Here is a 13,120-nt window from a genome sequence, read left to right on the forward strand (position 1 = left end):
AGGAGTCCCGGTGACGCGAAGCGGACAGGGTGACGAGACGCAGCACCCCGGCGGCGCTCCCGGCGCCACCGGCGCCGCGCTGCCCGCACACGAAGGTGTCGTGCTGCCCGCAGATGGCAACGGGCCCTGGATACCGGGGGTCAGCGGCGAGCAGTCCGCCCCGACCGGCGGTGCGCCGTGGGGTGCGCCGTGGGGCCCGGGGCAGCCGCAGTCGCAGCAGCCACAGGGGGCCCAGCCCGGGGCGGGGCATGGGGCGCACCCGCAGCCGCAGTCCCAGCAGCAGTACGGTGCCGACGCCGCGGCGACGCAGTTCATCCCGCCGGTGCCGGCTGCTCCAGGCGGTGGGGCGGATGCCGCGGCGACGCAGTTCATCCCGCCGGTGCCGGCCGCTCCTGGCGGTGGGGCGGATGCCGCGGCGACGCAGTTCATCCCGCCCGTGCCGAGCGCTCCTGGCGGTGGGGCGGATGCCGCGGCGACGCAGTTCATCCCGCCCGTGCCGAGCGCTCCTGGGCCGCTCCCGCCCGAGGCGCCCGCCGAGTCGACGCAGTACCTCGGGCTGCGGCCCAAGGCCCAAGGCCAGGCCCAGGGCCAGGCCGCGACCCATGCCACGGCTCCGGCCATGGGCGGCGACGCCGCCGCCACGCAGTACCTGCCGCCCGTACCCCAGCAGACCCCGCCTGCTGGGGGCCCGTACGGGATGGCTGCCGGGACTTCCGCGGGGCCGCAGCCGCAGCCGCCCGCCGGATTCGAGAACCTCTTCCGCAGCGACTCGCCGTCCCCGCAGCCGCCGCGCTCCGTGACGGGGCAGCAGCGGCACCCTTTGTACGCCGCCGCCCCGCAGCACCCCTATCCGTCCGGGCCCGCAGGCGCCCCGGTCCCCGCCGGTCCGACGGGCTACCCGGCCCAGCCGGACTACGTCGGCTACGACGAGCCCCCGAGCCGCCGCTCCTCCCGCCTCCCGCTGATCGCGGCGGTCGTCGTGGGCTGCGCCGTGATCGGCCTCGGCGTCAGCGCCCTGATGTTCGGCGGCGGGGACGACAAGGACAGTGACAAGACGCCCGTGGCCGCCGCCGCGACTCCGGGGGCCACCTCCCCGACCAAGGCCGCCGCGGCTGACGATCCGGCGAAGGCCCAGGCCGAGGAGCTGGACAAGCTGCTCGCCGACAGCAATGACAGCCGCGCCTCGGTGATCCGCTCGGTCGAGTCGATCAAGGGCTGCGACAACCTCGACCAGGCGGCCTCCGACCTCCGTGCGGCGGCCGAGCAGCGCCGGAGCCTGGTGACCCGCCTCAAGGAGCTGGAGGTCGACAAGCTCCAGAACCACGAGCAGCTCACCGGCGCCCTGACCGAGGCGTGGGAGGCTTCTGCTTCGGCGGACGACCACTACGCGGCGTGGGCCAAGGACGTCGACAGCAAGAAGGGCTGCCGCGACGGCAAGGCACGCCAGACGAAGAACGCGGCGCAGGGGAACCGGGCGAGCGGCGAGGCGACCACGGCGAAGCGGGAAGCCTCCGGCCTGTGGAACACGATCGCGGCGAAGTACGACCTGACGAAGCGCGGGGCGACGCAGCTCTGACACCGCCGCGCGCGGGCCCCCGGCCTTGGCCGGGGGAGCGCGCCCCCTTCGTACGGGCGGGCAGACGGGCACGTCCCCGGCGTGGCGCGGAGGAACTGCACCGTGCCCGCGCGACTACACCGTGCCCGCGTTCTCCAAGGTGGACGTGACGTCCACGAATCCCGCCTGCTGGGCGACCAGCCTGCCCCTCCGTACCACCTGGAACGTCACGCTCCGGTTCACCACCCGCGGCAGCCCCGCCACCCCCAGCATGTCGTCATAGCGCCAGCGCAGATCCGGCGTGAGGCCCCCGGTGTCGACGGCCGCGCCGTTGTCGAGCGCGTGGGCGATGGCGCCCGGGGTGATCTCGGCGCGGTCGAGGTGTTCGATGACCTTCCGCAGCACGGTGTAGGCGATCCATGTCGTCTGCACCCCCGCGTCCGCCGCGTCGATCCGGTCGTCCCCGAAGGCGTGCTCGCGGATCACCTCCCGCATCGTTCCCCAGCGCTCGTCCCCGGAGACCGGGTACCAGCCGGTCATGAGGGCGCCTTCGAAGGGGCCCTTCGCGCCGCCTGTGCGGTCGATCAGGGGCTGGTCGACCGAGCTGAGCACGGAGGAGATCCGGACGCCCGAGGTCCCCCCGCCGCCGGTGCCACTGTCGCCGCCCTCGCCGTCGCCGCCGTCCTCGCTGTCGTCGCCCGTGTCGCGCACACGGCGGAAGGAGTCGACGAAGGTCTCCGTACGCTCGCCGAGTACGGCGGTGACACAGCCCCGCTCGCCGCCCGCCGCTTCGAGTGCCTGCTCGGCCTGCCGCGCGTACTCGGATGAGTCCTCGGCGGCCCTGATGTCGGACGACGGCTTCTGCCTGCCCTGGGACAGACCCGCGTTGAGGAGGGCGGACAGACCGTCGCCGAGGATATTGTCGGGCCGCACCAGCGAGACCTTGCGGCAGTTGCCCGCAAGCTGCTGCCCGTTGCCGGCGAGCAGCGCGGCCACACCGCCGTTGATGGGGTAGGAGAGGTAGCTGGCGAACTCCTCGTCGGAGATCCCGAAGCCGCCGATGTACGGAATGCCCGCCGCTTCGAGCGGCGGCATGAACGCCCGGCCGTGCTGGCTGTAGGAGCCGACGACCGCGACCGCGCCCTCCCTGGCGGCGCGGCGTGCGCATTCGGCGGCCCCCACTCCGGTGTTGTGCTCGTTGCAGGTGAGGACGCGCAGCTCGTGGCCGTCGATCCCGCCGCGCGCGTTGACGTACTTGGCGTATGCCTCGGCCAGGGCGGGCATCCCCGGCTTGTTTGTGGCCTGTGTCTCCTCGGGGGCGAAGGTCATCACGGTCACGGGCTCCCGGGAGCCGTCCGATGTGCCCGGGACCACCCCGCATCCGGTGAGCGGCAGTGCCGCTCCGGCCACCGCCGTGGACAGGGCGAGGGCCACGACGGTCCTGTAGTGACGGGGAGTGAAGGTGCGGCGCCATCCGGTCATGTACCCGCACACTTCCGCCCCCTGGGTAACGCCGAAGTGTGCGGGATTCAACGGTGAGTGACACCCGGGTGAATTCCAGGGGGCCGCGGTCGCCGGAGAGGGCTGGCCGTACGATCGACCGGAGAGGCTCCCGAGGTGAACGTCAATGAACTCTTCCCGTCGCGGCCGTCGCTCCCCCACCATGGGCGACATGCCGCTCAATGACATGCCCTGGTGGCGCTGGCGCTGCAACGTGCGCTCGGCGCTGCACATGCTTTCCGATCCCACCTTCCACCAGGACGTCTGGCTGGCGGGTCACGAGGGGTACGGAGACGTCACCGACGCCGTGTACCGCCTGGTCGAGGACACCTGGCTGGACAACTGGTCCGCCGAGAAGTACGTCGGGACGATCTTCCGGGACTCCGGTGAGGCCGCCCTGGTCGATGTCGCGGTGCTGCGGGTGCTGCGGATCATGCACCAGGTGGGCGCGGACGCCCCGGTGTCCGCGTACGTCGAGCACCACGGCTGGCCGGAGGCCGTACGGGCGGCGCGCGAGGCGCATATGCGGCTCGCGGTCAACGACGGCGAGGATCCGGACGCGCCCCCGCGCACGCTGGAAGTGCTGCGCATCATGACGCGGTCCGCCTGACGGACACCGCGCCGTCGGCACCCGCGAGGTGTGGCAGGCTACGAGGATGACCGATCAGTACGTCCTGACGCTCTCCTGCCCTGACAAAAAGGGCATCGTGCACGCCGTCTCCAGCTATCTCTTCATCACCGGCTGCAACATCGAGGACAGCCGGCAGTTCGGAGACCGGGACACGGGTCTGTTCTTCATGCGGGTCCACTTCGCGGCCGAGACCCCGGTGACGGTGGAGAAGCTGCGGGCCAGCTTCGCCGCGGTGGGGGACTCGTTCCAGATGGACTGGGAGATCCACCGCGCGGACGAGCGCATGCGGGTGGTGCTGATGGTCAGCAAGTTCGGGCACTGCCTGAACGATCTGCTCTTTCGCTCCAGAATCGGCGCGCTGCCGGTCGACATCGCGGCCGTGGTGTCCAACCACACCGACTTCGCCGAGCTCGTGGCCTCGTACGACATCCCGTTCCGCCATGTCCCGGTGACCAGGGACACCAAGGCGGCGGCGGAGGCCGAGCTGCTGGAGCTGGTGCGGTCCGAGGGGGTGGAGCTGGTCGTGCTCGCCCGCTATATGCAGGTGCTGTCCGACGACCTGTGCAAGCAGCTCAGCGGTCGGATCATCAACATCCACCACTCCTTCCTGCCGAGCTTCAAGGGAGCCAAGCCGTACCACCAGGCGCATGAGCGGGGCGTCAAGCTGATCGGGGCGACCGCGCACTATGTGACCGCGGATCTGGACGAGGGCCCGATCATCGAGCAGGAGGTCGAGCGGGTCGGCCATGAGGTGACCCCGGAGCAGCTCGTCGCCATCGGGCGCGATGTGGAGTGCCAGGCGCTGGCGCGCGCGGTGAAGTGGCACGCTGAGCACCGCATCCTGCTCAACGGCCGCCGCACGGTGGTCTTCGCTTAGGGCCTGCCCGGGCGATCTCAGGTCCCGTGGCCCTGAAGTCCGTCCCGCCTCACAGCCGGGACAGCGACGCCGCGGCGAACAGCACGTCCCGGATCGCCTCGCGGTCCCCCTCCTGCCCCACCGCTACCTCCGCGGGCATGACATGCCCCGCCACGAGCTGGCAGAACTCGACGGCGTCCAGGGCGATCTGGGCGACGGACTGCTCCGGGTCGCCGATGGCGCCCGGGGAGTCCAGCGGGATGTGCCAGTGGCCGCCGCCCGCGCCCTCCACCTCCAGGTGCAGGGAACGGCCGGGCGACCCGGCCGTGACCAGGCGTCGGGCGGGACCGGCGAGCCCAGCACGGCGCCGGGCGGCAAGGGCGGCCGGGAGCTGGCGTACGGCCAGTTCGATCATGTCGTGCAGATGCGGGCCGCTGGGCGGGGCGTACGGGTAGTGGACCGCCTGAGCGATGTCGTCGGCATGCACCCAGCACTCGAACGCGCGGTCGAGCAGTGCGTCGCGCAGCGGCAGTGTGAAGTCCCCGTACGACACGGACAGCTCGGCGACCCCGCGGCCCGCGAACGACACCGTGCGCACCAGTGTGTGGGCCTGACCACGCCAGGCCGCACGGACCTCCCGGGCGGCCGGGGTGCGCGCGGAGTGCCAGAAACGCTCGGTGCGCTCGGCAGGGGAGTACGGGGAGTACGGCACGTGTGTCGGGTGGGGCTGCGATGGCGCGCCGGTCGCCGCCTCCGGCGCCACCGGATCATCGAGACCGAGCGCCGATGCCACCAGCCCGTCCACGGACAGCAGATGGCCGATCACCCCGGCGACCGTGGTGCCGCGGCTCACCGGCTCGCGGCCGTCGAACCACTTCAGCCGCAGCGGGGTTTCCCAGTCGGCTTCGCCGAAGTCGCGCAGGAGCGCGTCGAGACGCGCGGTCTCGGTGTCGTACGGGGCCGCCCAGGCGGGCACCGGAATCCGTGCGGCGCGGCGGCCCAGGCAGTTCTCCAGCACGCGGGAGCGCAGCAGCGGATCGAGGTCCAGCTCGACATCGTTGTGCAGTAGCCCGACCGCGTCGCGCAACCGCAGCGCCTCGTCCGCGCAGGGCGCGCACTCGGTGAGGTGTGCCTCGACCGCAGCGGTCTCCTCGGTGGAGCAGGCCGCCAGCGCCCAGGCGCCGAGCAGCGACTTCAGCACGTTGTGCGGCAGTTGCGGCACAGCCACCGGAGTCGCGGAATGCACCGTGCTCACCGGTGGCAGCAGGAACGGCGGCGGATCGAGATCGTCCCCCGCCGCCCGCGGACCCGGGATGCGCGGCGCGGCGCCCGGCCCGTCGTCGGGCCCGTCCGGGCCCCGGCCGCCGCCGAGCGGGCCGGTCACCGGATACGTCCGTGACCGGGCGGCGGGCCAGGGGGCGACGAGCCGCCGGCGAGTGGGCGGGTGTGCGCGGTGGACAGCAGTTGCAGCCCCAGCCTCAGCCGCCGCCGGGCCTCGTCTGCCGAGATGTCGAGCTCCGAAGCGGCCTGCCGGTAGTCGCGGCGCTCGCGGTACGCCAGGTGGAGCGCGGCCCGCAGGGAGGAGGGCATCGACGTCACGATGTAGTCGGCCCGTGCGGCCACCGACGCCCGGCGCACCCTCTCCTCCAGCGCCTCCCGCGCCTCGAGCTCCTCGGCGGAGCCGCCGCTGCTGCTGCCGGCATGGGCCACGGCCTCCTGCTGCCGCAGCCGGTGCACGGCCTGCTTGTGGGTGAGCCTGGCCACCCAGGAGCGCATGGAGCCCTGCTTGGGGTCGTAGGCGTCCGGGTTCTCCCACACATAGCCGAAGACCTCACGGGTGATCTGGTCAGCCGCTTCGTCGTCGTCCAGCACCCGGTGGGCCAGGTTGTGCACGAGCGAGGCGAACCGGTCGTAGAGCTCGCCGAGCGCCGCCGCCTCGCCGCGCGCCAGCCGCTGCTGCATCTTGCGGTCCCAGCGGGGCGGTGTGTCCTTGGCCATCCGGCGCCCCCAACCTCCGCCCGTTACGGTCTGATCAGACATTCCGGGAGTTTCCGGCTTGCTACTCGTCAGTCGTCTTCGCTGCTTCGAATGTAGTGGGCCGCATCACGGGACCACGCATCTTTGCGGCAAGTCCGCCCATGCGGGTTTGACCCTGCGACGGCTGGGAAGCGGGGTCTGGAAGGCGAACCTCCGGATCGCGGGATGTGTGATGGTCGAGGTCGAAGTCGAGGAAATCCAGGGAATCGCACACGGCCCGTGGACCGTGCTGCGCATACAGGGCGAGCTCGACCTGGTCAGTTCACCCGTGGTCCGCCGCCAGGTACACGAGGCGGTGGCCCGGGGCCGCCGCGATGTGGTGCTGGATCTGTCCGGGGTCGTCTTCTGCGACTCCAGCGGCGTCGGCGTGCTGATCGCCGCCCGCCGCCTGCTCCGCTCCTGCCGCGGCCGGCTGCGCCTCATCCTGCCCGCCGGGGGTGCGGAAGACGCCACCGCCGTCCAGGGCGCGCATGTGAACAGGGTGCTCGCGGCACTGGGCGTACGCCGGCTCTTCGACGTGTACGAGAGCGCCGTGGTGGCCGTGGACGACGAGGCCGAACCACTCTCCGCGTAGGCACCGCGTCACTCTCCGCGCAGGCGTCCGGGCCGCCCCGATTGTCGTCGTATCGTCTCAGCATCGCCGCAGGTCGGTGGAAGGTGAGCGCGACCGGCCCGGAACGTCGTAGTCTCCCCGCATGGACAGCGCAGACTACGAGCGGAAGATCGCCCACCGGTTCGCCGAGTTCGACCAGGACGGCAACGGCTACATCGACCGGGCGGACTTCAACCAGGCGGCCAAGGCGATCCTCGCCGAGTTCGGCACGACGGCACGCTCGGCCAAGGGACAGGACCTCTATTCGGGCGCCGAGGCGTTCTGGCAGGGCATGGCGGGCATCGCCGACGTCGACGGCGACCAGCGGGTCACCCGCGAGGAGTTCATCACCGGCGCGGTGAAGCGGCTCCGCGACAACCCGCGCCGCTTCGCCGAGATCGCCCGGCCCTTCCTCCACGCCCTGATCGCCATCGCCGACGAGGACGGCGCGGGCGTCACCCCGGACAGCGCCGAGCGTGTGCTCCGTGTCCTCGGCGTCGAGCAGGAGCGGAGCGCCCTGGTGGCCGCGGCTTTGGACGCTGACGGCGACGGCAGGATCAGCGAGGACCAGATCCTGGAGGCGTTCGCGGCCTATTACGTCACGCCCGAGCCGTAGAGTCCGAGCAGCCGGCGAAGCCCCGCCGTCTCGACGGGGCTTCAGGCACCCGAGCGGTGCTCCGTCGCCGTTGTACGGACGAAACGCGTCGATCAACCGGACGGGGGGCGCCTTCGGCGCGACGACGCAGGTCATCGGTGAAACCGGCACCGCTGTAGCGCTGGAGCCGAGTGGCGTCGGTCGCGGCCGCACGGGCGGTGAGCAGGGCGCGGATGTGCTGGAGGCGCTCCAGGTGCGCACTCGCCGCCCTGCACCGAAGGGAACCCTGCGGGTTCTCCCTCAACACCCGCGGCACCTGGGTGGAATGGACCGCCCGGCCCGTCGGCTTCCTGGCACTGGCCGACCCGATCCGCTCGCCGCCGACCGCCTACGTCGCTGAAGCTCCCGTACGGGCCGCCGGGTACGGGTCCGGCGCCCCCGCGCGGCCGACGCGGAACCTCCCGACGCACTGAGGTACGGGTACGCACGGGTACGAGTACGGGCACGCTCGGGTACGGCCTCAGGACGACCCGCTCCCGACTCCATCTCCCCCTCCACCGAAGCGCTCGCGGAGCTTGTACTTCAGTACCTTCCGCAGTGTCTCGTTGCGCGGCAGCGCCGTCACCACCTCGACCTGCTCCGGCAGCTTGTGCACGGACAGCCCCGCGTCGCGCAGATACGCCGTGACCTCGGCGAGGGTCAACGGGGCCGCGCCGTCGGGCTGTTCGAGCACCGCGCAGACGCGTTCGCCGCGCTCGGGGTCGGGGAGGCCGATCACCGCCGTGTCGGTGACGGCCGGGTGTGCGTGGAGGAGGTCCTCGATCTCCTTGGCTGAGATGTTCTCGCCCTTGCGGATGATCACGTCCTTGAGGCGGCCGGTGAGCACCAGATGGCCCGAGTCGGTGAGATGGCCGAGGTCCCCGGTGCGCAGGAAGCCGTCCGCGTCGAAGACGGCGGCGGTCTGGTCCGGGTCCAGATAGCCCTGGCAGACGGCTTCGCCGCGCAGCCGTACCTCGCCGTCCACGATGCGGATCTCCATGCCCTCGGGGGGCCTGCCCTCCGTGGTGGCCAGTTGCTCGGTGGTGTCGTCCGGTGCGCCCATGGTGATCATCGGGACCTCGGTCATTCCGTAGCCGTGGGTCAGCTGTACGCCCATCTCGCGGACCACGGAGTGGTACAGCTCGGGCGGCTTGGGCGCGCCGCCGCCCGCCAGCAGGCGGAGGGTCGGGATCAGCGGCTCGTCCGGCTGCTTGCGCTGCTCTGCCAGGAACATCGAGTAGAACGCGGTGGAGCCGCCCGCCGTGGTGACCCCGTGCTTGCGGTAGGCCTCCAGGGCGTCCGGCAGCGCGAACTGCTCGAAGAGCACCGCGGGGAAGCCGTACAGCAGCAGCATCACCAGGTAGTCGGCGCCGCCGATGTGCGCGAACGGGAAGGCGACCGACCCGACGTCCTGGGCGGTCAGCCGCAGCGCGTGGGCCAGGCAGGAGCCGCCGGCGATCAGGGAGCGGTCGGTGTGCAGCACGCCCTTGGGGTCCGATGTGGTGCCCGACGTCCAGTAGATCCAGCGTACGTCCGTGCCGTCGGCGGGCGGCGGGGGCAGTACGGCGGGGTCGCCGTCGGGGAGCGAGCCCGGCTCGTACACATCGAGGACACCGCGCGCGCCGAGCCGCCGGGCCATCGCCGTGTGGTCAAAGCCGCGCCACTCGCCCGGTACGGCGAAGAAGTCGGCCCTCGACGCGCTGAGCGCGAAGCCCACCTCGCGGTCCCGGTAGAAGGGGATGACGGGGGACTGGACGGCGCCGATGCGGGCCAGCGCCCCGGCCAGCAGCACGGTCTCGATCCTGGTGGGCAGTTGCCAGGCGACGACCGTGCCCGGACGTACGCCGATGCCGTACAACCCGGCCGCCACACGCTCGCAGCCGTCCCTCAACTCGCCGAAGGTCAGCCCCCGGTCTTCCTGGATCAGCACCGGGCGGTCCGGGGTGAGTGCGGCGCGGCGGTCGATCAGCTCCCAGAGGGTGCGGGAGGCGCTCAGGGCGTGTGCGGTGGCGTTCAATTCCTTACCCTCCCGACTCGGCGTGCAGGCATCTGACGATTAGTCAGATAGTGGGGAGAGTGTAGGACTGCTCGCCCTGCCGGTCCAGCCCCCGCCGTTCCGTTCCGGTCCGGCCTTGTCGGTTCGGAGAGGGGTGGATAGCCTGCTTCTCGTTAAAATCTGACAGTCCGTCAGAGTCGGGAGGGGCTGCGATGGACCTGGCGTACACGGACGAGGAAGAGGCCTTCAGGGCCGGGCTGCGCGAGTGGCTGTCCGTCGTGCTGCCGAAGCTGCCGCCGAAGCCCTCGCCCGGTGACTGGCCCGCGCGCCGGGCCTATGACACCGGCTGGCAGCGCGCACTCCACGACGCCGGATACGGGGAGGTCCACTGGGATGCCTCCCCGACCCAGCGGCTGATCTTCCTGGAGGAGACCGAGAAGGCCGGGGCGCCCTACGTCGGCGCCAACTTCGTCGGGCTGCTGCACGCCGGACCGACCGTCGCCGCCGAGGGCACCACCGCACAGCGCGAGCGCTGGCTGCCGCCGATCCTGCGCGGCGACGAGATCTGGTGCCAGGGCTTCAGCGAACCGGACGCCGGTTCCGACCTCGCCTCGCTGCGTACCCGGGCGGTACGGGACGGCGACTGCTACGTCGTGACCGGTTCGAAGATCTGGACCTCGCATGCCGAGGTGGCCGACTGGTGCGAACTGCTCGTACGCACCGACCCCGGCGCCCCCAAGCACCGGGGCATCACCTGGCTGGCCATGCCGATGGACGCCCCCGGAGTCACCGTGCGCCCGCTGCGCACCCTGGCGGGGTCCACCGAGTTCGCCGAGGTCTTCCTGGACGAGGTGCGGGTGCCGGTGGCCAACCGGGTGGGCGAGGAGAACGACGGTTGGCGGGTCACCATGGTCACCCTGTCCTTCGAACGCGGCACCGCCTTCGTCGGTGAGGTCGTCGCCTGCCGCCGCACCCTCGTCGAACTGGCCCGCACCGCCCGTGCGAACGGCCGCTGGGACGACCCCGTGCTGCGCCGCCGTCTCGGGCGGCTGTCGGCGGAGTTCGGCGCGCTGTGGCGGCTCATCCAGTGGAACGTCAGCGAGGCGGAGAGCAGCGGGGGCGTGCCGGGGCCCGGGGGCTCCGTCTTCAAGCTGCGCTACTCGCACGCCCGCCAGGAGCTGTACGACACGGCTGCCGATGTACTCGGGCCCGACGCGCTCGACATGTCGCAGGAGTGGACCCTGGACCGGCTGTCCTCGCTCTCGTACACGATCGCCGCCGGTACCTCGCAGATCCAGCAGAACATCGTCGCCGAGCGGATACTCGGCCTGCCGAAGGGGGTCTGAGCGGCGTGCGTTTCCAACTGACCGATGATCAGCGTGCCTTGCGCCGGGGGGTGCGGGAGCTCCTGGAAGCGCGCTTCGACCGGGACGCCCTGCGCGCCGCCGTGGACAAGGCCGGTGGGGAAGCCGGTGGCGAGCCCGGTGACGGGCCCGGCCCCCGGTTGGACCGGGCGCTGTGGCGGGTGCTCGGTGACGCGGGCTTCTTCGCGCTGCGGCTGCCCGAAGACGCGGGCGGGGTGGGCCTCGGACTCCCGGAGGCGGTGCTGGTGTTCGAGGAGGTTGGGCGGGTGCTCCTGCCGGGCCCCCTGGTCGCGACCCATCTCGCGGCCGGCGTGGTGCCCGGCGCGGCTACCGGCGAAGCGGTGGTGACCATGCCGGACGGCGCGTTGGTGGCCTGGCTGGACGAAGCGGACGCGGTCCTGGGGGATTCGGGTGCGGTCGTGGGGGAAGCGGACGCGGGCTTGGGGGAGCGTGGCGCGGTGCCGGGGGAAGGGAATGCGGCAGGCGCCGTACGCTTGCGGTCCGTCGATCCGCTGACGCCGCTGCACCGGCTGCTGTGTGCGGCCGTGGGCGGTGTACATGACGAGACGCAATCCGATTACGTCGATTACGCGGCACTGCTTACCGCCGCCGAGCAGCTCGGCTCAGCCCTGCGTACCACCGAGCTCGCGACGCGCTACGCCAGGGAGCGGGAGCAGTTCGGCAGGCCCATCGGTAGTTTCCAGGCGGTGAAACACCTCTGCGCGCAGATGTTCGTACGTGCCGAGCTCGCGCGGGCCGCCGTGTACGCGGCGGCCGTCACAGCAGATCCCGCGGAGATCGCCGGCGCCAAGCTGCTCGCCGACGAGGCCGCTGTGCGGGGAGCCCGTGACTGCCTCCAGGTGCACGGCGGTATGGGCTTCACCTGGGAAGCCGATGTGCATCTGCACCTCAAACGCGCCTGGGTGCGTGCCCGGCTCTGGCAGACGGCAGAACGTACGGAAGAAGTACTGGCGTCCGCGCTGTAGCGCGCCCGAACCCCTCTATCACACCGCAAAGCGTCACTGAGCGTGGCTGTCCGGGCGCCGATATCGGGTTGTGTCCTTCGGTGGACTCGTCACGGGCCGCAGTCGCGCCGCCCTCCGGTACGCTCCGTCGGGTGCGAGATGCGTGCTGCCACGGGGCAAGGACCCCGAACCTCCGGCCGGACACCGGCGTGGCCGCCGGGCTCGAACGCGCCGCTCGCACAGGGTGTTCGACTATCCGCAGCGTGCGTCGCACAGTATGCACTACGCATACTCCTTCGCGCTGGAATATGCCCGAAGCGCTTGTTGCGGTGACTGTACGTCAACCATGCTGTTACGCAAGGAAATCACGTTCCGTGACAGCTTTCAGGCGCGAGGCGTTGTGTCCGCCGGTTCGGATGGTGTGAGCGGTGCAGGTGCTTCTGGTTCAGATGGAGGTCGGCCCCGATCCCGCGGAGGTCGGGCGGGCCCGTAGATGGGCGAGGTCGCGGCTCGCCGGATCGGGGATAGGAGACGACGAGCCGCTCGCGGAGACGCTGGTGCTGCTCATCTCGGAGTTGGTCACCAACGCTGTGGTGCACACGGGTTGCCCCGCCGTGCTGCGTATGCTGTTCGGCGCAGGCGAGCCGGCCGCGGGGACGGTACGAGTGGAGGTCGCCGACACGAGCGCCTGCCCGCCGAGTCCGCGGCGCGCGGAACGCGAGGACACCAACGGCCGCGGGCTCGAACTCGTCGACGGCCTCGCCGACCGCTGGGGCTGGCAGCCGGAGGGGGCTGGCAAGAGCATCTGGTGCGAGGTCGACCGGTGTGTGGCGTCGCCCCCTCCGCCCACCGCGCCCGTACCGTCCGCGACCCGCACCGCCGCCGCCGCGACCGGCCCCGCGTCGTCCGCCGTGCCCGCGGGTCCCGCTCCCGCCACGATGACCACGGCGACGACCGCCCCCGCGATCCCGGCCTGAGGAGCACCCGACG

13 protein-coding genes are annotated in these 13,120 nt (G+C 71.8%); 9 read left to right on the forward strand and 4 right to left on the reverse strand.

Annotation, left to right across the window (positions count from 1 at the left end):
* Positions 1-10: 10 nt before the first annotated feature.
* The gene (locus ACFWI9_RS02180; protein ID WP_387158400.1) at positions 11-1,576 is read left to right on the forward strand and encodes a hypothetical protein; all 1,566 of its coding nucleotides are present in this window, start codon (positions 11-13) and stop codon (positions 1,574-1,576) included.
* A gap of 114 nt (positions 1,577-1,690) precedes the next feature.
* Here the strand turns inward: ACFWI9_RS02180 and ACFWI9_RS02185 are convergent, their stop codons facing one another.
* Positions 1,691-3,037: an ABC transporter substrate-binding protein gene (locus ACFWI9_RS02185; RefSeq protein WP_387158402.1), complete on the reverse strand. Its 1,347-nt coding sequence runs from the start codon at positions 3,035-3,037 to the stop codon at positions 1,691-1,693.
* A 181-nt stretch (positions 3,038-3,218) separates the two neighbouring features.
* On the opposite strand from ACFWI9_RS02185, the gene ACFWI9_RS02190 reads away from it, so the two are divergent.
* Positions 3,219-3,665: a hypothetical protein gene (locus ACFWI9_RS02190; RefSeq protein WP_387158453.1), complete on the forward strand. Its 447-nt coding sequence runs from the start codon at positions 3,219-3,221 to the stop codon at positions 3,663-3,665.
* Between the two features lie 46 nt (positions 3,666-3,711).
* The gene (purU, locus tag ACFWI9_RS02195; RefSeq protein WP_387158403.1) at positions 3,712-4,563 is read left to right on the forward strand and encodes a formyltetrahydrofolate deformylase; all 852 of its coding nucleotides are present in this window, start codon (positions 3,712-3,714) and stop codon (positions 4,561-4,563) included.
* 49 nt (positions 4,564-4,612) lie between these two features.
* On the opposite strand, the gene ACFWI9_RS02200 is transcribed toward purU, so the two are convergent.
* Positions 4,613-5,926 (reverse strand): maleylpyruvate isomerase N-terminal domain-containing protein, encoded by a 1,314-nt coding sequence (locus ACFWI9_RS02200; protein WP_387158404.1) that lies wholly within the window; start codon positions 5,924-5,926, stop codon positions 4,613-4,615.
* Positions 5,923-6,540 (reverse strand): sigma-70 family RNA polymerase sigma factor, encoded by a 618-nt coding sequence (locus ACFWI9_RS02205; RefSeq protein WP_387158455.1) that lies wholly within the window; start codon positions 6,538-6,540, stop codon positions 5,923-5,925. The genes ACFWI9_RS02200 and ACFWI9_RS02205 overlap by 4 nt, the downstream gene beginning before the upstream one ends.
* Positions 6,541-6,751: 211 nt before the next feature.
* Here ACFWI9_RS02205 and ACFWI9_RS02210 point away from each other — a divergent pair, with 211 nt between their 5' ends.
* The 3 genes from ACFWI9_RS02210 to ACFWI9_RS02220 all read left to right on the forward strand — a co-directional run bounded on the left by ACFWI9_RS02210 (position 6,752) and on the right by ACFWI9_RS02220 (position 8,239).
* Positions 6,752-7,153 (forward strand): STAS domain-containing protein, encoded by a 402-nt coding sequence (locus tag ACFWI9_RS02210; protein WP_387158405.1) that lies wholly within the window; start codon positions 6,752-6,754, stop codon positions 7,151-7,153.
* 121 nt (positions 7,154-7,274) lie between these two features.
* Entirely contained in the window at positions 7,275-7,787 is a 513-nt protein-coding gene (locus tag ACFWI9_RS02215) for an EF-hand domain-containing protein (protein WP_387158406.1), read from the forward strand.
* A 170-nt stretch (positions 7,788-7,957) separates the two neighbouring features.
* Positions 7,958-8,239 (forward strand): hypothetical protein, encoded by a 282-nt coding sequence (locus ACFWI9_RS02220; protein WP_387158407.1) that lies wholly within the window; start codon positions 7,958-7,960, stop codon positions 8,237-8,239.
* Positions 8,240-8,286: 47 nt separating this feature from the next.
* Here ACFWI9_RS02220 and ACFWI9_RS02225 read toward each other — a convergent pair whose 3' ends face one another.
* Positions 8,287-9,822, reverse strand: a complete 1,536-nt coding sequence (locus ACFWI9_RS02225; protein ID WP_387158409.1) for a class I adenylate-forming enzyme family protein — start codon at positions 9,820-9,822, stop codon at positions 8,287-8,289.
* A 191-nt stretch (positions 9,823-10,013) separates the two neighbouring features.
* Between ACFWI9_RS02225 and ACFWI9_RS02230 the strand changes: the two genes are divergently transcribed.
* The 3 genes from ACFWI9_RS02230 (at position 10,014) to ACFWI9_RS02240 (ending at position 13,107) form a co-directional block, all read left to right on the forward strand.
* On the forward strand, positions 10,014-11,147 hold the full coding sequence (locus tag ACFWI9_RS02230; RefSeq protein ID WP_387158410.1) for an acyl-CoA dehydrogenase family protein: 1,134 nt from the start codon (positions 10,014-10,016) through the stop codon (positions 11,145-11,147).
* A gap of 5 nt (positions 11,148-11,152) precedes the next feature.
* Positions 11,153-12,151: an acyl-CoA dehydrogenase family protein gene (locus tag ACFWI9_RS02235; RefSeq protein WP_387158412.1), complete on the forward strand. Its 999-nt coding sequence runs from the start codon at positions 11,153-11,155 to the stop codon at positions 12,149-12,151.
* Between the two features lie 407 nt (positions 12,152-12,558).
* Entirely contained in the window at positions 12,559-13,107 is a 549-nt protein-coding gene (locus tag ACFWI9_RS02240) for an ATP-binding protein (protein ID WP_387158414.1), read from the forward strand.
* The last annotated feature ends 13 nt before the right edge of the window (positions 13,108-13,120 follow it).

This window comes from Streptomyces sp. NPDC127084 (assembly GCF_042724175.1).
In the GTDB taxonomy this organism is placed as follows: Bacteria; Actinomycetota; Actinomycetes; order Streptomycetales; family Streptomycetaceae; genus Streptomyces.

Coding starts and splice junctions, on each gene's coding strand:
- ACFWI9_RS02205 (WP_387158455.1), bottom strand. CDS start 6,540: ATGGCCAAGGACACACCGCCCCGCTGGGACCGCAAGATGCAGCAGCGG.
- ACFWI9_RS02215 (WP_387158406.1), top strand. CDS start 7,275: ATGGACAGCGCAGACTACGAGCGGAAGATCGCCCACCGGTTCGCCGAG.
- ACFWI9_RS02185 (WP_387158402.1), bottom strand. CDS start 3,037: ATGACCGGATGGCGCCGCACCTTCACTCCCCGTCACTACAGGACCGTC.
- purU (WP_387158403.1), top strand. CDS start 3,712: ATGACCGATCAGTACGTCCTGACGCTCTCCTGCCCTGACAAAAAGGGC.
- ACFWI9_RS02230 (WP_387158410.1), top strand. CDS start 10,014: ATGGACCTGGCGTACACGGACGAGGAAGAGGCCTTCAGGGCCGGGCTG.
- ACFWI9_RS02190 (WP_387158453.1), top strand. CDS start 3,219: ATGGGCGACATGCCGCTCAATGACATGCCCTGGTGGCGCTGGCGCTGC.
- ACFWI9_RS02210 (WP_387158405.1), top strand. CDS start 6,752: ATGGTCGAGGTCGAAGTCGAGGAAATCCAGGGAATCGCACACGGCCCG.